Source organism: Nitrosomonas sp. (assembly GCF_024282095.1).
Taxonomy (GTDB): domain Bacteria; phylum Pseudomonadota; class Gammaproteobacteria; order Burkholderiales; family Nitrosomonadaceae; genus Nitrosomonas.
Genome location: NZ_JAMWZS010000006.1, coordinates 22,973 through 39,260, shown reverse-complemented (window position 1 = coordinate 39,260; position 16,288 = coordinate 22,973). Strand labels below are relative to the sequence as shown.

General features: G+C 47.8%; 12 protein-coding genes. 9 read left to right on the top strand and 3 right to left on the bottom strand.

The annotated features are described in order from the left end of the window. Positions 1-148: 148 nt before the first annotated feature. The gene (locus Q0K92_RS03055) at positions 149-763 is read left to right on the top strand and encodes a hypothetical protein (protein ID WP_297324333.1); all 615 of its coding nucleotides are present in this window, start codon (positions 149-151) and stop codon (positions 761-763) included. A 238-nt stretch (positions 764-1,001) separates the two neighbouring features. On the opposite strand, the gene Q0K92_RS03050 is transcribed toward Q0K92_RS03055, so the two are convergent. Then, positions 1,002-1,310 (bottom strand): DUF4389 domain-containing protein, encoded by a 309-nt coding sequence (locus tag Q0K92_RS03050; protein ID WP_297324332.1) that lies wholly within the window; start codon positions 1,308-1,310, stop codon positions 1,002-1,004. A gap of 205 nt (positions 1,311-1,515) precedes the next feature. Here Q0K92_RS03050 and Q0K92_RS03045 point away from each other — a divergent pair, with 205 nt between their 5' ends. Both Q0K92_RS03045 and Q0K92_RS03040 read left to right on the top strand, forming a co-directional pair. After that, positions 1,516-1,992, top strand: a complete 477-nt coding sequence (locus Q0K92_RS03045) for a DUF2726 domain-containing protein (RefSeq protein ID WP_297324331.1) — start codon at positions 1,516-1,518, stop codon at positions 1,990-1,992. Positions 1,993-2,557: 565 nt separating this feature from the next. Then, complete coding sequence (locus Q0K92_RS03040; RefSeq protein WP_297324330.1) at positions 2,558-3,589, top strand: VanZ family protein; 1,032 nt, start codon at positions 2,558-2,560, stop codon at positions 3,587-3,589. Positions 3,590-3,628: 39 nt separating this feature from the next. On the opposite strand, the gene Q0K92_RS03035 is transcribed toward Q0K92_RS03040, so the two are convergent. Further along, positions 3,629-4,009: a RidA family protein gene (locus Q0K92_RS03035; RefSeq protein WP_297324329.1), complete on the bottom strand. Its 381-nt coding sequence runs from the start codon at positions 4,007-4,009 to the stop codon at positions 3,629-3,631. Between the two features lie 120 nt (positions 4,010-4,129). Here Q0K92_RS03035 and sbcB point away from each other — a divergent pair, with 120 nt between their 5' ends. Further along, positions 4,130-5,557 carry an exodeoxyribonuclease I gene (gene sbcB / locus Q0K92_RS03030; RefSeq protein ID WP_297324328.1) on the top strand — a complete coding sequence of 476 codons (1,428 nt, stop codon included), beginning with the start codon at positions 4,130-4,132 and terminating at the stop codon, positions 5,555-5,557. A gap of 101 nt (positions 5,558-5,658) precedes the next feature. Here sbcB and Q0K92_RS03025 read toward each other — a convergent pair whose 3' ends face one another. After that, on the bottom strand, positions 5,659-6,666 hold the full coding sequence (locus Q0K92_RS03025; RefSeq protein WP_297324327.1) for a DUF4325 domain-containing protein: 1,008 nt from the start codon (positions 6,664-6,666) through the stop codon (positions 5,659-5,661). Between the two features lie 344 nt (positions 6,667-7,010). Between Q0K92_RS03025 and Q0K92_RS03020 the strand changes: the two genes are divergently transcribed. From Q0K92_RS03020 to Q0K92_RS03000, 5 genes are all read left to right on the top strand, one after another. Beyond that, on the top strand, positions 7,011-7,412 hold the full coding sequence (locus Q0K92_RS03020) for an HI0074 family nucleotidyltransferase substrate-binding subunit (RefSeq protein WP_297324326.1): 402 nt from the start codon (positions 7,011-7,013) through the stop codon (positions 7,410-7,412). Continuing rightward, positions 7,391-7,723, top strand: coding sequence for a nucleotidyltransferase domain-containing protein (locus tag Q0K92_RS03015; protein WP_297324325.1), 333 nt, complete (start codon positions 7,391-7,393; stop codon positions 7,721-7,723). Before Q0K92_RS03020 ends, Q0K92_RS03015 begins: the two co-directional genes overlap by 22 nt. 140 nt (positions 7,724-7,863) lie before the next feature. After that, a complete protein-coding gene (ilvA, locus tag Q0K92_RS03010; protein ID WP_297324324.1) occupies positions 7,864-9,375 on the top strand; it encodes a threonine ammonia-lyase, biosynthetic in 1,512 nt (503 codons plus the stop codon). Between the two features lie 169 nt (positions 9,376-9,544). Further along, a complete protein-coding gene (locus Q0K92_RS03005; protein ID WP_297324323.1) occupies positions 9,545-11,653 on the top strand; it encodes a methyl-accepting chemotaxis protein in 2,109 nt (702 codons plus the stop codon). Positions 11,654-11,693: 40 nt separating this feature from the next. Then, entirely contained in the window at positions 11,694-16,259 is a 4,566-nt protein-coding gene (locus tag Q0K92_RS03000) for an Hpt domain-containing protein (protein WP_297324322.1), read from the top strand. Positions 16,260-16,288: the final 29 nt, after the last annotated feature.

Genomic DNA, 16,288 nt, shown 5'->3' with positions numbered 1-16,288 from the left:
TGCCAATTCTTAGCATTTTGTTCTGAAAAAATATATTTAATTGATGAGTAAGTTTTTTCTTAAAGAACAGGAGATTAACATGCTTATGTTTAACAAATATTCACGAATACTATCGCACACAGTCTGCGCTATACTGATCTCATTCGCCATGACTTCCCCTTCGCATGCCCATGCCGATGCGACACCCGCTGTACTTGGCAAAACTATGGGTGAGTGGTCAATGAAGTGGTGGCAGTGGGCTCTTGCAATTCCCGCCGCAACAAATCCCATGTTGGATAATAGTGGCGCTTTTTGTGATGTCAAACAAACAGGAGCGGTTTGGTTTCTAGCAGGTATTTTTTCGGGTGGCACAACTGAACGCAATTGCACTATCCCACACGGAAAGCACATATTGTTTCCAATAGCCAACGCCTTCTGGATTAACTCTGCATTGGACGATCCAAACAATACGGAAGCTGATTACCGTCAATTCGCTAATGACTTTCTTCCGCCATCCATTGGGGGCGATCTTGAAGCCACTCTGGATGGAAGTCCGATTATTTTTAATCCGAAAACTCCGATCATACGGAGTCAATCCCCGGTTTTCTCAGTTAAATTCCCAGCGGATAATATCTTTGGATTGGATCCCAATCTTCTCACGGGATATCCGATTGTTTCTGACGGCTTCTGGGTAATGTTGCCACCACTTCCTCGGGGAACGCATGTTCTGCATTTCCGGGCGGGGCAATCCCAGAATGTTACTTATCACTTGACGATCCAGTAAAAAAAACGGATATACTGCTTTTTGCAGGTAGGCAAGTAGGTACAGCAAGCAAGCACACAGCGTTATGCTCGTACCTACTTGCGGATGGGATTCATATTAAGCCATGCAATCTTTTATACACGACTAATAGCTAACTTTGTGTGAAGTAAAAGTTACCCACATTCCAGCAAAGTACCCCATTTTTAAAGACTTTAAAGACAGTAAAAAAACCCTATTTTAAGTTAAATCTTGACTGCATTCATTCGTCAAGATAATAAGCTTTCTGATTAGGTGCGCCATCTGGCCATGCGCTAAACGGGAATGGACGTTGTTCACTGTTATAAGTTAAAAATATTGTAATTTGATAAAGATACGTACTAAGATTCTGGCCAAATTTCAGCAATTGCTCATTAATGTTACCGGTCAAAATAATAGTAATGAACTGAAATAACATGACACCAATAATTAGAAATTTTGAAATCGTATAGATGAAAATGAAAAATAACATATAGAGTACACGCTGCCAGGTTTCATGCTTTTCCAATCTTTGTTTAATTTCTTCTTTCATTTTGTAATTATCGATAAACTATCAAATTGATCGGTGAGTTATTGATTATATATTCAATAGCCATCTAATGTGCTTTTTATAAAACAGTTTTTAACGCTTAACTAACGCAGACTTTCTTTATTCCGGTCACACTATTTTTCCGAACGCCTTTAAGCTCCTTCTTTATTGCCGATAACCTTATTCTTTGATCGGTTAGTATTTCATCATGAATATAATTGCAATTTTCAGCAAGACATTTACGTTGTTGAAATTTCGTAAAAAATCTTCTCATTTTAAATATGAATCTCAGGAAGGAATACTTTCCAGCACCGAGCATTCTTTTTTTCTCGCGCTAAAAGAATCTTTATCAAATGATTATGAGATATTTGCAAAAGTGCGTATTACTGACGTGCTTACACCGGATGAGATTTTTAATGTACGAAGTTGTAGCGCCGCAATCTATAGAATTCCGCCTCAGCATTTTGATTACATACTTTGTGAAAAACGAACGCTCACGATCGTTGCTGTTTTAGAGTTGGATGATACAAACAATATTCGGCGCGAAGCGCGTGCTAAAAGCAATTTCGTGGAAAAAGCATGCATGACTGCTGGTTTTAAACTGTTACGCTTTCCATCCAGATCAAGTTATCGCGCTCAAGTGGTGCGAGATGTAATAATAAATTCCTTGAATCCATCTGCCTGACTTAAAATTTATATTCTCAAACCCTTGTAAGCATTACCTGTCAGGTTATTGCGAGATAAGGGTCGCCGCCGCCGACTGGCGCGCAGGATATGCCCCCTCTGAAGGCATGCTGCCAGATCTCTAATGCGATATGTCTTTATCCTCACTTCTGAAGAAATACAATTTAATTGATGAGTTGTCGGCTATCTGTGTCACTACGCATTCACCTCATGCGGCAGTGACTTGAGCCCGAATGATACAAGCAAACAAACAAAGACAAACAATAGCACTTGACGGCAAAGCACAGGATGCGCTTTACTTATGCGCTATTACACAACAATGATTAATCAGCACTTAACGGAAAGGAGTTAATTCGATGAAAAAGCTTGTCATTATTGTCATGGCTATTTTTGTTGTTGGATATATCGCCTTAATGGTTCAGTATTTCTAGATTAAAGAGCGTTGCGAACCGCCTTGCCTGTCGGCATACATGGATAAACCAGGGTCCATTGGGGAGATGACGGCATTTCCTGATCCCCCAAACTCAATAGCAACCCTGACATGAAAACATTCCAATACCTACTGTATGCCTTTGCTCAAAACAAATAGTTTTCTCTTTATTCTCCTGGTAGTTGCAACCTTTGCCTGTCAAATATGGGTTGATCGCTATCAACAGGTTGGACCCGAGCTTTTGACCGGCAACTGGAGCGCCAAGGTATCCGGAGACGACCGGATTGATGTCGTGGACAATGAATTGACGCTTTTTTCCAGTGATCCACGAACCGGCGCCAGCGTTCACCAGTATCTTCCACCGATCGAACAGGGTGCCGTGCTGATGTTTTCCGCTGAGGTCAAATGCGACAATGTGGTACCAGGCAAGAAGCCATGGAGCCTGGCAAGACTGATATTGGTGCAGAATGATGGGGAAGAGGACCGTTGGGATCTGCCACTCATTGTCACCTCGCTGACTGGCACTCATGATTGGAAAAGTTACCATAATTTTTTTTACATGACGCCTGAAACCCAAAGCGTCCGCGTGATCGCCGAACTCAATCAATCCACAGGTTCACTCCAGGTAAGAAATATGCAGCTTTATCCTGTGAGCGAAACCCAAGCCTATCTATGGATCAGAAACATCATTCTTATTTCATGGGGCGCTTTTTTTCTGTTATTGGTCGGCTCATGCCTTTTTGCAGATAAAAGATCCACGCTCGCCCGTATATTACTGGCTTCCGCCTTTATTTCCATCGTCATTGGAACGAGCCTGCCGGGTTATATGAAAGATTCGGTATCGCATCAAGTCGAAACGCAAATTGACGCAGAAAGTCCTGCGTTTAAAACAATCATTCCATGGGATTTATCCAAGGTCTGGCACGTGTGCTTCTTTTTCTTGCTGGGGTTGATTCTTGGTTTAATGCTGAAAAAGCAGCCTGTGGTTCAGATCACGGTCGTCATTCTGATGATGGCCGGCGGTACCGAAATTGTACAACTCTATATCGATGGCCGAACTCCCCTGGTGACCGATTTTTTCATCGATTCGGCCGGTGGCATGGTTGGCATCCTGTTAATCAGGCTTTTTACTCAGCACTGGAATAATGTTAAAACCCCTTCTACTTAGCCATAACGCAGAACCCCCCATTCTTCTTGTCACCAGGTCTCAGTCACGATAAGCCGTCACCTGAATTTCAATCTTCATGCGTGGATCGGACAAACCCGCCGCAAGCATCATCGCAGACGGTCTGACATCGCCCAGATATTTGCGCATGATCGGCCAGCATTTTTCAAAATCCTCTGCTTTGGGGAACACATACGTGACGCGCACCACATCCTTCATGCTTGATCCGGCTTGATTGAGTGCCGCGTCGATGTTTTTGAAGCATTGTTCCGTCTGCTCCAATAAATCATCGGAAATGGTCATTTTGCTGTAATCAAAACCGGTCGTGCCGGAAACCAGAATCCAGTTGCCTTCGACCACTGCGCGCGAGTAGCCGATTTCGTGTTCAAAAGTGGAACCTGAGCTGATGAGTTTACGTGCCATAGTGTTTTTTCCTTACATGGGTTTAAGAATTTTTGCGTAAGATACCACTATAATTGTGCAATGAGCCAGTTGCCGAGCAAGTATTCAGCAGTTCCTTAATTTCTCAAATCCATACACACGATGCCTATTACCTTTTACTGGCATGATTACGAAACTTTTGGCGCCGACCCGAGACGCGACCGTCCCGCCCAGTTTGCGGGCGTGCGCACCGATGAAGCGCTGAACGAAATCGGCGAACCGCTGGTTATTTACTGCAAACCAGCGCGCGATTTCCTGCCGCACCCGGAAGCCTGCTTACTCACCGGCATCACACCGCAACTCGCTGATGAAAAAGGGTTACCCGAACCGGAATTTATTGCGCGTATTCATGCCGAATTTGCGCAGCCGAATACCTGCGGTGTCGGCTACAATTCGCTGCGTTTTGACGATGAAGTCACGCGTTTTACGCTGTACCGTAATTTTTATGATCCGTATGCACGCGAATGGCAACAAGGCAATTCGCGTTGGGACATCATTGATCTGGTGCGCATGACGTATGCCCTGCGTCCCGCCGGTATTGTTTGGCCGCAACATGAAGAAGGCCAGCCCAGTTTCCGCCTGGAAGATCTGGTCGCCGCCAACGGTATTCTGCATGAATCCGCACATGATGCGTTATCCGACGTGCGCGCCACTATTGCGTTGGCGCGGTTGCTGCGCACACAACAACCACGCCTGTACGACTGGCTGCTGCAACTGCGCGACAAGCGCAAGGCGGCAGCCCAGCTTGATCTGACCAGCCACAATCCGGTGCTGCACACGACACGCATGTATCCGGCAAAAACCGGTTGCACCTCTCTGGTCATGCCATTGATCGCCGAACCGGGAAACAACAACAGCGTGCTGGTGTACGATCTGCGGCATGATCCAGAGATGTTTCTGCCGCTCAGTGTGGACGATCTGAGTCAATATTTGTTTACTCGCAACGACGAGTTGCCCGAAGGCATGCAACGCCTGCCGGTAAAATCCGTGAAGATCAACAAATGCCCGGCACTGGCACCGCGCAAAACCCTGGACGCCGAAGCCGCGGAACGCATCGCGCTCGATATGGACGCGTGTTATCGGCATTGGCAAACACTGTGTGCGCATCCGGATTTTTTTCAGCGCGTAGCAACCGCGTACACCAGTCGGATGTTTGAATCGTCCGGCGATGTGGATGCCGCCTTGTATGACGGCTTTCTGGATAATGCGGATGCCGCGTCGTTGGCGCAGATACGACGCGCTTCACCGCAACAACTGGCGAAGATGCAAATTGATTTTCATGATAAGCGGCTGCCTGAGCTGCTATTCCGCTACCGTGCCCGTAATTGGCCGGAAACCTTGACGTCAGCAGAAATGGAACATTGGGAACAGATGCGCTTGCAACGTTTGACGCAAGGCATTGGCGGCAGGAGCACTACTTTGATCGAATTTTCGGCACAAATTGCATCATTGCGCGAGGCACATAAAGCCGATGAGAATGCTCAGCAGATACTGAATGCACTGGAAACTTGGTTGGGTGTTTTAGACTGAAATAAGAATCTCATCCAGTATGGAAACTCACGTCTCATAAAAGCATGACAATCCGGAAACCATGGTTCATCGCATGGTGCATTTGCGGCACATGCAAACCATTATCCTGCTTTCGCTCGTGACACCATATTCCTTACCGCGGGCGTCATATTTACCGGCACAAGCTTGGTATCTTTATGGACATTCTGGAATACTCGGAATACTTCATCAGAGAAAGCCTGTCCAATTTCTTCAATCCCGGTAAAATCAAGAATGACTGTTTTGAATTTCTCAAAACGAAATATCAGTCTTTTCGCCTGTGATCTGGATACCAATTTTTCACCTTCGTATTGACCCAATCGGACAGGAACAATTGTTTTAGCGAACGTATACTCCTCAGGTACCGCGAATTTGTCGAAAATTTCTTTTGTTGTGCGGGTACTGTCGTTCATCAGACGCATGACTACCAATGTTCCTGGCGCATTTTTTGGACGCTCTATCAACATATCATCCAATCCGTCCTCATGCATAAAATGAAGACTTCCCGATCGAATATCAAAAAGATCGAATACTTTGCTGGAAAAGAAAATCCCTTCACCCGAATGGTTTACCGGGTCTGTTGTGAATTTCCCTTTTGCCAGTTCCAGAATTGCTTCGCGCGGATCGTAAAGGTCAAGGGCTTTCTGAATTTTGTTGAAGATACCTTCCCCATCATCAGCAACCCAAGCTTGCGTATATAAGGCATTTCGCATTACCCAAACGGTAATTTTATCTGAGCCGGAATGATCAATCGCATTGTTGATCATTTCGGTAAAGCCATAGCGCCAAACATCGCGGACATTCTCTGGCAAGTCTTTTACTACCGGCGCAAATAGAGAAGACCAAACCCTATCTTCGGATAAACCTGCCCTGTCGTATTCCTTATGAACACGAGCCGTCTCAGTGAGCACATACTCAACACCTCGCCCAACACCATGCTTCGCAATCAATCCTTTTGATATTGCGGTTCGCAATCTTGCGCTGGCGGCTTGACGCGATATACCTAAACTACTGGCCAGTCTGGCGGCAACATTTCCTCCGCTATCGGAAACAAGCTTCAGGAGGCCGCGAGTGGGTTCATCAATCAACATTTGGCATATTAAACGTAAAGGTTATTTCTGTTAATTGTAAAGCTTACAGCACTTAAATGTAAAGATAATGACAAATAAACGTAAATATTAGACGAGAGAAACGTAAAGTATACAAAGAAAAATTCAAATTGAAACATTACCCATAGCCGCAACAAAACTCGTGCCATCCCTGATCATGATAAAATCCCCTTTCCAGTTCCGGATTAAAATGTGACTTGGACTTACCCACTTCCCGCTATGGAAAACAATATCTTGAGGAAATCCGGAGCAACTCGTATTGACGCAGGCTTCTATTGATTGCAACCAACGATTGCACTGTTCCCGATTGACACAGGAGACACCCTATGGATATCCAACGGTTTACCGAACGCGCGGATACTTTCGTGCGTGCTGCTGCGCGCTTGACAGAAGCTTGTGAACAACCGTTTAACTCATTTATTCGAGATTCTGTCATTCAGCGATTCGAGTTTTGCTGGGAACTGGCATGGAAAATCCTCAAGCTTCGCCTGGAAATGGTGGGAATTGAGGTATTAACACCACGCGACGTGTTTCAGGAATCGCTCAGCAAGGGTCTGATTAGGGATGGCAATGCCTGGAGTGAAGCACAGAAGATGCGTAACCTCACCAGCCACACCTACGACGAGAAATTGGCCGATACCGTGTATAACTTCTTGGTTAACCAAGGACAATTACTTTTCAAGGAACTGGCGCAGGACGTAGCGACATGGCGCAAGGAAATCCATTGATCTACGGTTTGTCACCCGCGATTATCGAAGATCTCCGGCAGGTTTTTGCACGTTACCCGGATATTCATCAAGTACTGATTTTTGGCTCTCGCGCCAAAGGGAATTACAAGGATGGATCGGATATCGATCTCGCGGTCATCGCCCCCGGCATGAACGACAATACCTTCACCCGGTTATGGAATGAAATCGATGCCTTGCCGCTGGTTTTCAAGGTGGATCTGCTGCATTGGGACAGATTGAGCAATGCCAAGCTCAAACAAAACGCACAGTGTTCCGGTAAACAATTATTTCCGGTGAAAGAGAACAACTAATTGAAGCTCCCGGTTACGCTAGATCTACGAAACAGCAATACTCACTTCCTGGCAACAAAACTCATATCATCCCTGATCGTGATAAAATCCATTTTCCAGTTCCGGATGAGACCATTGCCTGGATTTACCTACTTCCCGTTATGAAAAACAATTACCTTGAAAGAATACTGACCGCACAAGTTTATGATGTCGCGATCGAGAGTCCGTTGGATCATGTCGTCAATTTGTCCGAGCGCATCCATAATCAGGTGTTATTGAAGCGGGAAGATTTGCAGCAGGTCTTTTCATTCAAGTTGCGCGGTGCGTATAACAAGATGATCAAGCTGACGCCCGCGGTGCGTAACCGCGGTGTCATCGCCGCTTCTGCCGGTAACCACGCACAGGGCGTTGCGCTGTCCGCCAAGAAATTAAACTGTAGCGCCACCATCGTGATGCCGGTCACCACGCCGCAAATCAAGGTGAACGCGGTCATGGCGCTGGGCGCCACAGTCGCATTGCATGGCGATTCGTATAACGATGCTTACGAGCACGCGATCACACTGGCCAAAGAAGAGCAAGTCACGTTTGTTCATCCTTACGATGATCCGGATGTGATCGCCGGGCAAGGCACCGTCGGCATGGAAATTTTGCGCCAGCATACGGGGCAGATTCACGCCATCTTTGTACCGATTGGCGGTGGCGGGTTGATCGCCGGCATAGCGGCTTATGTGAAACGGTTGTACCCAAAGATCAAGATCATCGGTGTCGAGCCGGTCGATTCGGATGCCATGTACCGTTCATTGCAAAGCGGCCGCCGTGTCAAATTGACGCAAGTCGGCTTATTTGCTGATGGCGTGGCGGTGCGGTATGTCGGCAAGGAAACCTTCCGGCTCTGCCGCGAACTGGTCGACGAAGTGATTCTGGTCGATACCGATGCCATTTGCGCCGCGATCAAGGATGTATTTGAGGATACCCGCACGATTCTGGAGCCTTCGGGAGCACTTGCGGTCGCCGGCATCAAAGCCTATGTGACACGCGAAAGAATCCTGCATAAAACATTGGTTGCGATTGCATCCGGCGCGAATATGAATTTTGATCGCTTGCGCCATATTTCCGAGCGCGCGGAAATCGGTGAGCAACGCGAGGCGGTGATGTCGGTGACGATCCCGGAAGCACCGGGCAGTTTCAAGAAATTCTGTAATTTGCTCGGCACAAAAAGCATCACTGAGTTTAACTACCGCTATGCGGATCCGAAAGTGGCGCATGTTTTTGTCGGCGTGTCGGTTCGCAATCAGGAGGAAACTCAGCAAATGATCAGCGAACTCAGACAAAGCGGTTTGGCGACCGAAGACCTGAGCAACAATGAAATGGCCAAACTGCATGTCCGTCATTTAGTCGGCGGACGCGCCCATGAAGTCAACAATGAAATTCTGTATCGCTTTGAATTCCCGGATCGCCCCGGCGCACTGATGAATTTCCTCAACAACATGAGCCACAACTGGAATATCAGCCTGTTTCATTATCGTAATCACGGTGCTGACTATGGCCGCGTGCTGATCGGCATCCAGGTTCCTCCCGAGGAAAAATCCGCTTTCAAAGCATTCCTGAACCAATTGGGTTACCGTTACTGGGACGAAACCAAGAATCCCGCGTATCAATTATTCCTCGCATAAATTCAGCGGTCCGCTAGAAATATCAACACCTAAAAGACATCTGTTTCCAGGTCTTATTCTGTTTTTGACTACCAGCCATAGCGGCTATGCTACGGTCTGACGACACTCAAGTTATTGTGTCAAAAGCATTCGAAGTTCAGATAAGCCGCTATTGTGCCTGGAGAAACCGATGGAAGAGCATTTTTCTAAATTTAGACTAACGACGGGTATCGCCGCAATCAAAACAAACTTGCCGGTTATGACGCTACCGGTGAAGAAGAATGTCTCAAAACACGCCATTCTGCTAGATAATAATTGGATATCAGGCGCCGTGCTGATGCTTCTCATGCTGTTTCTGTTGATCGCGGTCAGTATCAGTGAACAAGAAACCAGGCAAAGCGCCGCGCAATCCGCGCTGATTTCACAATTACAGATACAGCATTTGCAGCTGCCGAAAACCGCGCAACAGGCGCTCAGCGGCAATACCATTGCGTTTACACAATTACACGACAATCAATCCCAGCTGAATCAATACCTCACGTTGCTATTTCAGGGCGGCATCTATCGTCATGAAAAAATTTCACCGCTATCCGATCTTCCGCTGCCTTCAAACCTGGAGGTCTATCATAACAACTGGCAGCTTGCGGCCAAAAAAATCGATTTGATTCTGAGCCATCAAGAATCTCTGATCAAGCTGACCAACAGTGCGCGAGTAATCAGTACTACTCATAGCCAGTTAACTAGGCGCATCGAACAATTAATCAACCGCATGATAGAAATCGGGAATCTGTCGCATGAGATAAAAACGCTGGAAAGCATCAGAATGCATGCACGCAGCGTGTCAAGAAATATTCATGCCATTTTTCCTAACGAACTATTACCGGCCGAAATCTCTGCGAAACTCGCGCAGGATCACGCACAAATCTCAACCATTATGCAAATCCTCAGCCAAGGTAGTAATGGACTGGGATCAGCCTCGGACAAAGATGAGGCCATCCAGGATCTACTATCGCACGTGTACGCGTTGATGAGAAAATTCGATGATCATCTGAATATCATTGAAAAAGAAATTGCGCCGGCCATGGCGGCTCAATCGGCTGTTCATCAGATCATAGACAACAATGACGCGACGCTGGATATGATCAAAGAATTTGACCATGCAATCCAAGCGCAGGCATCGCACACGGTATCTTTGCTCAATAGCCTGATTTATACCTTGAGCGCAGGATTGATCATTGCCGCCATCTTTTTCGCCAGATCATTACGCCAGAACGTGCGCAAACAAGAATTAGTGAGTCGAAATGAAATTGAAGCAGCGCGCAAGGCCATTCAAACGCTGCTCAATGACATGAAGAGAATCGCCGATGGCGATCTGACCGTGCGCACCGACATCACCCATCATATGACCGGCGCTATTGCCGATGCCATCAATTGCACCATCGAAGAATTACATACCCTGGTAGAACAGGTGAATCAGGCAAGCGCACTGGTTGTCAGCGCATCCAACCAAGCGCAACATGTGTCATCCGGCTTATTAACCGCCGCACAACAACAATCCGCAAAAATTGAGGAAACCACCATCGCCGTATTGGGCATGACCGAATCCATCACCGAAGTATCGGATATGGCGACAGAATCCGCCAAAGTCGCCAAACAATCGCTGGCGACCGCGGAAAAAGGCACGCTTGCCGTACGCGAATCGATCGCCGGCATGAATGAAATCCGCACCTTCATACAGGATACTTCCAAGCGCATCAAACGCCTGGGCGAAAGCTCACAGGAAATCGGCGAGATCGTTGCGTTGATCACCGATATCACCGAGCAAACCAATGTACTGGCGTTAAATGCAGCGCTCCAGGCCACCGCCGCCGGTGAAGCAGGACGCGGCTTTACTGTCATTGCGCAGGAGGTGCAGCGTCTGGCCGAGAAATCTGCGGAAGCGAGCAAACAAATCAGTGAGCTAATCATTACCATCCAGGGTGATACACAAGATGCCATTGCCGCGATGGAAAGAAGTACGCTGGGTGTGACGCAGGGCGCCAAACGCTCCGATGCAGCCGGGCGGGCTTTGGAAGAAATCGAGGGAGTGTCAAAACAACTGGCGCAATTGGTTACCAATATTTTCGATGCCACTAACGTCCAAACGCGTTCAGCACATCAGGTTGTCGCCAACATGGAAGAAATTCTTCATATTACCCGGCAAAACACCGAAGGAACCCGGCAAACCACAACATCCGTCAAACAAATCACAGGCTTCGCATCCGAGTTAAAAGCTTCGGTAGCTAATTTTAAAGTCTGATGCTATTTTCAATCTGACTATTGATTGATAGTATTCAACAATGAGCGCTCAACCAAAACTTAACATTTCTTCGATTATCGGCATCAAGGAAGGGATTTATCAAGTCTTCTCTTTGATTGATCAAAATTTAGACGCTTATAGCCAGCATCCGGATCAATTGAATCCGGTCAAAGACTGCAAAAACTACATTCATCAGATGGACGGCTTGTTTGAAATGCTGGGTTTGAACAGCATTACCGTCGTTAGCGACAAAATGGAGCAATTGGTCGATGCGCTTCTTGTCAAAAAAATAGCACCCAATCCGCAGATTTGCGATGCACTGAAGCAATCCAATAAAGCATTACTCTACTATCTGAATGAGCTTATCGACGGTAAAGAAGAAAATCCGCTGCGCCTGTTTCCGGCTTATCGCGGCTTGATGCAAGTCTATGGATTCGAGAATGCGCCCGAAAGCGATCTATTCTTCCCCCGGTTAACCGTCAGCCCGGCATTAAAGGCTGAAGCAACGCATATCGATGCTGTCGCGGCGAAAATTGTGGCCAAGCAGATGGGTGCTGCATTTCAGGCCGGCTTGCTCAAGTGGCTGCGTGATCCATCGAATAAAGATGGCCTGCAACAAATGGCTGATGCGGTCAATCGCATTGAAGAATTTCCCGGAGCCACCGAAGAACGCGCGTTCTGGTGGGTAGCCGCCGGTTTTCTGGAAGATCTGCTGCAACAGGAAAGCGATCAAATTGATCTTTCCATCCGTCGCCTATGCGGAAAAATTGAACAAACCATCCGCCATCTTGCCGCCGGAACGCCTGGCAATACCGCAACGCTCATGCGCGAATTGCTCTACCACATCGCCCATAGCGAATCAGCCAGCCAACGCATCACCGACATCAAGCATAGCTATGTGTGGCCGGGGCAGGCAACAGATACAGACACGCTGACGCTGGAACAAGCGGAAACCTTGCAGCCCGTCCTGGACAGGTTGCGTAGCACGCTGATGCAAACCAACGATATCTGGCGTGAGTTTTGTGCGGGGCATCAGGAAAGCCTGGTTTCATTGCTGGAATACACCGACTGGCTCGGGCATCTGGCGCAGCAAACCGAATGTGCGCCGTTAGGACGATTGATCGATGTCATCGGCAATACCGTTGCTTATTTACATGATCACCCCCAGGATACGAGCGAAGAGCTGGCAATGGAAATGGCCACGGCGTTATTGCTGATTGAAAGTATCATCGATGACTTTCACAATTTACCGTCGGATTTACCACAGCAGATCGACACGCTCGCTTCCCGTCTGCATCAAATCACGGTAGAGCATCAAGGCAGTGAGCTATCGAGTACGCCGGCGTTCAACGCAATCGACAGCAGGACACAGGAAAAAGAATTATTGGCACAAGTTGCGCAAGAAATTCTGACCAACTTGAAGCAAATTGAACATATCCTCGACAAATTCTTTTTTGAGCCTTCCCAACGTTCCGAGCTATCTGCGCTTTCAGCTTTACACAAGCAAGTTTCCGGCGCACTGGTCATGCTGGATCTGGAACGCGCCAATACGTTATTGGATCTCTGTTGGAGTCTGTTGGAGAAACTGCTGGAACCCGACTATGAAATTGCCGAAACCGAACAAATCCTGCTGGTGGATGGGTTAAGCAGCCTGGCTTTCTTCATCGAAGCGCTTAGAAGCGGACAACCGGACAGCTACCAGATTATCGAAGAAGCCATCACGCTATTCCAAATCGCAATGATCCCCGGAAGCGCGCCGCTACCGACACCAGCAATCTATGCTGAGCCTGCCGAAACGGTAAAAACCGCTGCACAACCCATCGAAGTGGCAGATACGGCAATCGATCCGGAACTGCTCGATATTTTCCTGGAAGAAGCTGACGAAGTGCTGGCAAACATCGACAGTAATCTACACAGCTATCAAGCCAATCCTGCAGATCCACACGCGCTTGCTGACTTGCGGCGCGCCTTTCACACGCTCAAAGGCAGTGGCCGCATGGTCAGACTGGATGACATGAGCGAAGTGGCCTGGCGCGTGGAGCAGGTTCTTGATCACTGGCTCACTGAAAACAGGCCTGTTTCCACACAACTCATCGCGCTAATCGCCCATGCACACCGGGCCTATGAACAGTGGTGCAAAAACCTGCGTGAACATGGCACCGCGCAGATTGATGCCGATGAATTGTTGCAATTGGCACGACAACTGATTCTTGAGAAAGAAACTGTACATGCAGTCACGCAACCGCAAGCAGAGATCGCCCAAGAAACTGCCATTGCAGCATCATTTGATGCCCTGCCTGAACAACCGGCAGCGGCGACAGAATCACCGCCAACTGTAGTCACCGCAGAATCCATACCGCTTGTACAACCTGTCGTGGGTGCGCAAGATGCGATCAATCAAGAATTACTCCCGGTATTTCTTGAAGAAACACAAGACATCATTCCACAAATCGGCGGCAAATTGCGTGGCTGGCGCATGTTGCCACACGATGAGGATATCCATCACGCGTTACTGCGGCTGCTGCATACGTTGAAAGGCAGCGCCCACATGGTAGGCGCCTTGCAATTGGGTGAATTGATTCATGGCATGGAAAGTCATGTCGAATCGGCTTTCCGCGAACACGATATTTCCGATTCCGCACTGGATCAACTGGAAACCGAGTTTGACATCATCAGTGGCAAGATTGAGCAACTACAAGACAATACAACACTTCCAGCGACAACCGAACAGACTGCAATGGATACGGCGGTTGATACAGTCGCACCAACATCTGACAAACCAGAGTCGCTGCAGGCCAAAACCATTGTACGCATTAATGCCGAATTGATTGATCGTCTGGTCAACGATTCCGGCGAAGCCAGTATCCTGCGTTCAAAAATTGAAGCGCAGCTCAACAATTTCAAGCAATCATTGCAGGATCTTGCTGAAAGCACCCACCGCCTGCACGACCAGTTGCGCGAAGTTGAAATTCAGGCGGAAACACACATGCAATCGCATCTCGCGCAACAGCATGACGAACATTCACTGGATCCGCTTGAGTTTGATCGTTTCACGCGCTTCCAGGAATTGACGCGATTGATGGCTGAAAGTGTTGACGACATCATCACGGTGCAAAAAAACCTGCGTACCACGCATCATGCCGCCGAAGAAGCCGCTGCACAACAATCCGTGATCAATCGCCAGCTCCAGCAATCCCTGTTGCAGATCCGCACCATACCCTTTAGCAATTATGCCGAACGCTATTACCGTATCGCCCGGCAAGTGGCGGAAGATATGGGTAAAAAAGCCAATCTGGAAATCCAAGGCGCGGACCTTGAAATCGACCGCAATGTGTTGGAAAAAATTAATCCGCCGTTGGAGCATCTGTTACGTAATGCCATCGCTCATGGCATCGAGGAACCGGCACAAAGGCAACAGACAGGAAAACCTGAAACCGGACAAGTAACCATCCAGTTGCGCCAGGAAAACAATGAAGTGATCATCACCCTCAGTGACGACGGCGGCGGCCTGAATCTGCCGCGCATCCGCGAAGAAGCGCAACGGCTCGGTTTGATTCAGGACAATGCAGCGCTTGATGACGACAAAGTCATGTCATGCATCTTCATGCCAGGTCTATCAACGATGGATTCCATCACGGGAATTGCCGGCCGCGGCATTGGTCTGGATATCGTCAAGAATGAAATTGCCATGCTGGGTGGCCGCATCAGTGTCAATTCCGTTGCCAACCAAGGCACAACCTTTACGATCTGTCTGCCACTCATGCTGTCTGTGGCGCAAACACTGATGGTACGCGCTGCAAAACAAGTCTATGCAATCCCTGCTTTCATTGTCGAGCATCACTCCGAGCTGGATCCGAGCACGCTAAAGAAAGCCTATCAAGATCATCGCATTGCATTTAATGGAAAAACCTATCCATTCTCCCATCTATCCCATCTGCTAGGCGAATCTGATCATATTCCGGAAATCACCAAACACAGCCAAGTGCTGTTCCTGCATAGCGGCACCCAATATCTTGCCATCCATGTGGATGCATTGATCAGCAACGTCGAAGTAGTGATCAAAAATACCGGTGCGCAGCTCGCACAGGCACCCGGTGTCGAAGGCGCCACCATCACCGGCGACGGCGAAATCATTCTGATCCTGAATCCGGTCAAACTGCTGCAACGCAACGACGTACAAAAGGTTTTCAGCACACCTGTTGCCCAATTAACAACCACCACTCAAAAGAGATCGACGCAAACACCCACCATCATGGTGGTGGACGATTCATTGACGGTACGCAAAGTCACCTGCCGCCTGTTGGAACGTGAAGGCTGTGACGTGCTGATCGCCAAGAATGGTGCGGAAGCGATGGAAATACTTCAGGAAACCATTCCGGACGTCATGCTGGTCGATTTGGAAATGCCTAAAATGAACGGCTTTGAACTCATCAAAAATGTGCGCGCCAATGCGCAAACGGCCAAAACTCCGATCATCGTCATCTCATCACGAACCGCAGAAAAACATCAAAAAATCGCCAAGGATTTAGGCGTTAATGTGTTTCTGGGTAAGCCTTATAAAGAGGATGAATTGTTAAAGCATTTGTCGGGATTGATTAAACGATAGCTTAAATTAATTGATGGCGCTGTTCCTCA

What these genes read in the sequence shown, in the direction of transcription:
- Q0K92_RS03015 (WP_297324325.1), top strand. Translation starts at nt 7,391, where the DNA reads ATGGCGCAAGGAAATCCATTGATCTACGGTTTGTCACCCGCGATTATC.
- Q0K92_RS03040 (WP_297324330.1), top strand. Translation starts at nt 2,558, where the DNA reads ATGCCTTTGCTCAAAACAAATAGTTTTCTCTTTATTCTCCTGGTAGTT.
- Q0K92_RS03025 (WP_297324327.1), bottom strand. Translation starts at nt 6,666, where the DNA reads ATGTTGATTGATGAACCCACTCGCGGCCTCCTGAAGCTTGTTTCCGAT.
- sbcB (WP_297324328.1), top strand. Translation starts at nt 4,130, where the DNA reads ATGCCTATTACCTTTTACTGGCATGATTACGAAACTTTTGGCGCCGAC.
- Q0K92_RS03045 (WP_297324331.1), top strand. Translation starts at nt 1,516, where the DNA reads ATGAATATAATTGCAATTTTCAGCAAGACATTTACGTTGTTGAAATTT.
- ilvA (WP_297324324.1), top strand. Translation starts at nt 7,864, where the DNA reads ATGAAAAACAATTACCTTGAAAGAATACTGACCGCACAAGTTTATGAT.
- Q0K92_RS03000 (WP_297324322.1), top strand. Translation starts at nt 11,694, where the DNA reads ATGAGCGCTCAACCAAAACTTAACATTTCTTCGATTATCGGCATCAAG.
- Q0K92_RS03005 (WP_297324323.1), top strand. Translation starts at nt 9,545, where the DNA reads ATGGAAGAGCATTTTTCTAAATTTAGACTAACGACGGGTATCGCCGCA.
- Q0K92_RS03055 (WP_297324333.1), top strand. Translation starts at nt 149, where the DNA reads ATGACTTCCCCTTCGCATGCCCATGCCGATGCGACACCCGCTGTACTT.
- Q0K92_RS03035 (WP_297324329.1), bottom strand. Translation starts at nt 4,009, where the DNA reads ATGGCACGTAAACTCATCAGCTCAGGTTCCACTTTTGAACACGAAATC.
- Q0K92_RS03020 (WP_297324326.1), top strand. Translation starts at nt 7,011, where the DNA reads ATGGATATCCAACGGTTTACCGAACGCGCGGATACTTTCGTGCGTGCT.
- Q0K92_RS03050 (WP_297324332.1), bottom strand. Translation starts at nt 1,310, where the DNA reads ATGAAAGAAGAAATTAAACAAAGATTGGAAAAGCATGAAACCTGGCAG.